Origin of the sequence: Mycobacterium sp. 1482292.6 (assembly GCF_001672995.1) — a bacterium.
Taxonomy (GTDB): Bacteria; Actinomycetota; Actinomycetes; order Mycobacteriales; family Mycobacteriaceae; genus Mycobacterium; species Mycobacterium europaeum_A.
Genome location: NZ_LZKV01000018.1, coordinates 1 through 4,496 on the forward strand (window position 1 = coordinate 1; position 4,496 = coordinate 4,496).

The window sequence follows — 4,496 nt, forward strand, 5'->3', positions numbered from 1 at the left end:
CGCCGTGCTGGCGATCACCACTGAGTCGATGGTGGTGACCCGCGGCGCCCGGCTGCGCCGTGCTGGCGATCACCACTAGCGCGGGTTACCCTGCCTCCCATGCCGACTGCCGCCAGGACCGAAGCGATCCGGAACACGGTCAACCGTTACATCGAACTGGTCGCCAAGGGCAGCGCCGACGATCTGGTCGAGCTGTACGCCGACGACGCCCTCGCCGACGACCCGGTCGGCGGCGAGGTGCACATCGGGCGCCAGGCGATCCACGGCTTCTACTCCGCGGTCAACGACCTGCAGCGCGAATGCGAACTGGTGACGCTGCGCGTCGCCGGCAACGAGGCGGCCTTCCAATTCCGGCTGACCGTGACCGCGGGCGAGCACCGGATGGTGATCGAGCCGATCGACGTCATGGTCTTCGACGGCAGCGGCAAGATCGCCTCGATGAAGGCTTACTGGTCGCCGGAGGACGACGTCTCCCAGGGCTAGCGGGGCAGCGATGCGGGCTCAGCCGCCCGCCAGCCAGGCGTGGTCGCCGGTGTAGAAGACCGCGAACCACATGGCGATGTAGTGCAGAATCGCCGCGATCGCGGTGAAGGCGTGGAAGAACTCGTGATAGCCGAACGTTTGCGGCCACGGGTCCGGCCAGCGCAGGCCGTAGAAGATGCCGCCGACGCTGTAGAACACCCCGCCCACCGCCAACAGCACCATCGCGGCCACGCCGGCCTGGTGCAGGATCGTGGGAGCGAACCAGACGGCCACCCACCCGAGCAGCAGATACAGCGGCACACCGACCCAGCGCGGCGCCGTCGGCCAGCACATCTTCAACGCGATCCCGGCAGCCGCGCCGCCCCACACGATGCACTGCACCAGCACCCCGGTGTTCTGGGGCATGACAAGCCGCGCGAACGGCGTGTAGCTGCCTGCGATGAACACGAAGATCATCGAATGGTCGAGCCGCTTCATCCGGCTGCGCGCAACGGCGGACTTCCACTGCACCCGGTGATAGGTGGCGCTGACCGCGAACATCGCCACCGTTGCCGCGGCGTAGACCAGCGTCGAGTGGCCGGCGCGCGGCGAGGCGACGGCCCACGACACCGACACCAGCGTGGCGCCGGTGATGATGGCCAGCCACGCCGAGACGAAGTGGATCCAACCGCGCATCCGGGGCTTGCCGAGGAACTGGGCGGCACCCTCGACGAACTGTTCGACGGTGTTGCCCGGAACGATCGACTCGCCTTCGGGCTCCGGGTTGGGGACGGTGCTGGTCTGACTGCTCATGGCTCCTGTGTCTTGTCTTCGCATCTGTTTTGTTCTTCGCAACGCGGGACTCCGAAGTCGCCAGGGGCTGTTCAAGAACCAGAGTAGTCAGGGATCGTTACAGCATCGTCTCGGCTGCTCAGGTGACCGGGCCGAAACGAGAACCGGTGAATAGATCACCGCTGGCAGTAGGGTGAATGGTCGTGGAAATCATTCCGCCGCGCCTCAAAGAGCCGCTGTACCGCGTCTACGAGCTGCGGCTGAGGCAGGGCCTGGCCGCCTCGAAGTCCCAACTCCCGCGCCACATCGCCGTGCTGTGCGACGGCAACCGCCGGTGGGCCCGCGACGCGGGATACGAGGACGTCAGCTACGGCTACCGGATGGGCGCCTCCAAGATCGCCGAGATGCTGCGCTGGTGTCAGGAGGCCGGCGTCGAAATGACCACCGTCTACCTGCTGTCCACCGAGAACCTGCAGCGCGATCCCGACGAGCTGGCCGGGCTGATCGAGATCATCACCGACGTCGTCGAGGAGATCTGCGCGCCGGCCAACCGCTGGAGCGTGCGCACGGTCGGGGACCTGGAACTGCTCGGCGACGAGCCGGCCCGCCGATTGCGCGACGCCGTCGAGTCCACGCCCAGCGTCGCGCCCTTTCACGTCAACGTCGCCGTCGGCTACGGCGGCCGGCAGGAAATCGTCGGCGCGGTGCGCGCGCTGCTGAACAAGGAGCTTGCCAACGGCGCCACCGCCGAGGAACTCGTCGACGCGGTGACCGTCGACGCCATCTCCGAGAATCTCTACACCTCCGGACAGCCCGATCCCGACCTGGTGATCCGCACCTCGGGCGAGCAACGCCTGTCGGGATTTCTGCTGTGGCAGAGCGCTTATTCGGAGATGTGGTTCTGCGAAACGCACTGGCCGGCGTTCCGCCGCGTCGATTTCTTGCGCGCGCTGCGCGACTACAGCCGGCGGGATCGCCGGCACGGCAAGTAACCGCGAAGCTCTTAAGGGCCCGCCCGGCTGCGTGCCACACTTAGGACATGGCTGCGCTGTCGGCGGTGGTGTTCACGCTGAGCGCCTGGCTGGGCCTGTATCTGCTGTCCCGTGATCCGCGCAAGCCCGTCCTGGTACTGGCGGCGATCGGACTGTGCGGGTTCGCGCTCGTGGTGGGCCTGGATGCTGTTCGGACCGCCAGCCCCGCCCATGCCCAGCTGCTCAGCCGGGTCGAGATCTACCTGGCGGCAGTCCCCGGTGTCGCGTGGTTCGCGGTGCTCGTCGAGCTGTCCCGGCCCAGCGACGGCTGGCGCTCGCGCACCCGCGAGGTGTTGCTGGTGGCCGGCGTCGCCGCGCTGACCCTGTTCGGGGCGGTGCTGGCCGGCAGCGTCGACGGGCCACTGCGGCCGGGTCACTGGGTGATGTTCGCGGTGATCTCGGTGTCGACCCTGGGCGCCGGGGCGGTCGCGTTGCGCCGCCCGCGCCGGCCGAGGCTCTCCGTGGGACTGGCCGTCACCGCGACCCTGTTTTTCGCGCTGGCCAACGCGATCCTGATCATCCCGCTGGGCCTGGTGCCCAGCTGGGTCGCGCTGGCCTCGACGAGCTGCGACGTCCTCGGGCTCGGGGTCGCCGTGGCGCTGTGGGACGCGTTCGACGAGGGCCACGCGCTGCGCCCCGACATGCTCCGGTCGTTCGCCGGTTCGGTCGCGGTGGCGGTGCTGTTCGGCGGCCAGGCGCTGATCGGGTTGGCCGTGACCCGCGACGATCCCGCCGCGCGGACCGCGCTGACGGTGCTGCTGTTCACCAGCCTGGCGATCGCCATCACCGTGCAGGTGCTCGCCGATCCGCTGGCCGGGGTGCTCGACCGGCTGGCGTTCTCGAAATCGCCTGCGCTGCGGGCGGATCGGGCCGCGCTGCGGCACACCGGGGCGGCGCTGCCGCTGCGCCAGGAGCACCCGCTCGCCGGCGTCGACGACGTCACTTTCGTGCGGCTCACCCGCCGGGCGCTGGGCCACTACGGCGACCTGAGCAAGCTGGTCGCCAGCCCGCTGACGGCGTTGCCGGTGATCGATGAGCGGCTGGCCGCCCGCGGCGCACCCGACCAGCCGATCGAGCGGGCCAACGAACTCAAGGCGGTGCTGGCCGAGGGCATCTCGCGGCTCAAGCCGCGCGACGGCGGCGACTTCGGCACCACCGAAGAGTGGCGGTACTACAACTCGCTGTATTTCCCCTACGTCGTCGGGGTGCGCGCCTACGCGCAGAACGCCACCGCCTCGGGTCTGGATCCGATCGCGCGGCAGGCCTGGCACTGGTTCGTCACCGAGGTGCCCCAGCGCTCGCTGCACAACTGGCAGAATGCCGCGGCCCGGCTGATCGCCGCCGATCTTCGGGGACGGATCCCGGTTCCCAGCGACTAGACCCACGTGGGGCGCGACCACCGGATGGCACAGCGCCGTGGCCCCGCGCTCCTGTGACCCGTGGGGCCACTGGGCCCGCCAGACTGGCGCGTGTCAAATATTTACCCGCCGACGGGAATAGCCGGGTGAACCACCTCGTCTTTGTATCCGTGGCATGAGTTGGCAGTGCCACGAGTCGATATGGCAGTGCACTGGCGGCACCCTCAAAGCTGTTCGACCCACCCGCCACCGCGAGGAGTAAGCACATGAGCTCTGTTACCGGCGTATCCAGCATCCCGACCAGGCCCCTCTACGACGCGACCGACTCGCTGTTGCGGTTCGCGGTGCGCGCCGACGCGACCCTGACAGGGTTGTTCGGTCTGACCATCGCGTTCCTCGCCGACCCGCTTTCGTCGCTGACGGGCCTGACGTCCTTCCAGGAGTACGGCGTGGGCGTCTTGTTCGTGCTGGCCGGACTGCTGGTGTTCAGCCTCGGGGCGCTGCCGGACCTGCGCCGCGTCGGCGTCAGCGTGTTGGTGGTCAACGTCGCATTCACGCTGGCTTCGATCGTGGCCGCGGAAGCGCTGCCGCTGACCGATACCGGCGTCGCGCTGACACTGGCCACCGGCGCCTACACGGCGGCGTTCGCCGGGCTGCAGTACCTGGGATTGCGTCGCCTCGCGGCGTGACCGGCCGCGCCGGCCGCGCCGTCAGAGCTTGCGCAGCCGCAGCCGGTTGATGGAGTGGTCGGCGTCCTTGCGCAGCACCAGGGTGGCGCGCGGCCGGGTCGGCAGGATGTTCTCGACGAGGTTGGGGCGGTTGATGGATCGCCAGATCTCGCGGGCCGCGGCCA

The 4,496-nt window shown here is 69.1% G+C and carries 5 protein-coding genes and 1 pseudogene; 4 read left to right on the forward strand and 2 right to left on the reverse strand.

Going from position 1 to position 4,496, the window contains the following annotated elements:
- Window positions 1-99 precede the first annotated feature (99 nt).
- Window positions 100-483, forward strand: a complete 384-nt coding sequence (locus A5624_RS00985; protein WP_066860129.1) for a nuclear transport factor 2 family protein — start codon at window positions 100-102, stop codon at window positions 481-483.
- An 18-nt stretch (window positions 484-501) separates the two neighbouring features.
- Here A5624_RS00985 and A5624_RS00990 read toward each other — a convergent pair whose 3' ends face one another.
- Entirely contained in the window at window positions 502-1,275 is a 774-nt protein-coding gene (locus A5624_RS00990; protein ID WP_066860132.1) for a hemolysin III family protein, read from the reverse strand.
- A gap of 182 nt (window positions 1,276-1,457) precedes the next feature.
- Between A5624_RS00990 and A5624_RS00995 the strand changes: the two genes are divergently transcribed.
- The 3 genes from A5624_RS00995 (at window position 1,458) to A5624_RS01005 (ending at window position 4,332) form a co-directional block, all read left to right on the forward strand.
- Window positions 1,458-2,246 carry a (2Z,6E)-farnesyl diphosphate synthase gene (locus A5624_RS00995; protein WP_007776629.1) on the forward strand — a complete coding sequence of 263 codons (789 nt, stop codon included), beginning with the start codon at window positions 1,458-1,460 and terminating at the stop codon, window positions 2,244-2,246.
- Window positions 2,247-2,293: 47 nt separating this feature from the next.
- Window positions 2,294-3,664: a hypothetical protein gene (locus A5624_RS01000; RefSeq protein WP_066860136.1), complete on the forward strand. Its 1,371-nt coding sequence runs from the start codon at window positions 2,294-2,296 to the stop codon at window positions 3,662-3,664.
- Between the two features lie 245 nt (window positions 3,665-3,909).
- Window positions 3,910-4,332, forward strand: a complete 423-nt coding sequence (locus A5624_RS01005) for a hypothetical protein (protein ID WP_066860139.1) — start codon at window positions 3,910-3,912, stop codon at window positions 4,330-4,332.
- 21 nt (window positions 4,333-4,353) lie between these two features.
- Here A5624_RS01005 and A5624_RS27055 read toward each other — a convergent pair.
- Window positions 4,354-4,496: pseudogene (locus tag A5624_RS27055) on the reverse strand (type I pantothenate kinase); the annotation flags it as partial.

What these genes read in the sequence shown, in the direction of transcription:
- A5624_RS00985 (WP_066860129.1), top strand. Translation starts at nt 100, where the DNA reads ATGCCGACTGCCGCCAGGACCGAAGCGATCCGGAACACGGTCAACCGT.
- A5624_RS00990 (WP_066860132.1), bottom strand. Translation starts at nt 1,275, where the DNA reads ATGAGCAGTCAGACCAGCACCGTCCCCAACCCGGAGCCCGAAGGCGAG.
- A5624_RS01000 (WP_066860136.1), top strand. Translation starts at nt 2,294, where the DNA reads ATGGCTGCGCTGTCGGCGGTGGTGTTCACGCTGAGCGCCTGGCTGGGC.
- A5624_RS01005 (WP_066860139.1), top strand. Translation starts at nt 3,910, where the DNA reads ATGAGCTCTGTTACCGGCGTATCCAGCATCCCGACCAGGCCCCTCTAC.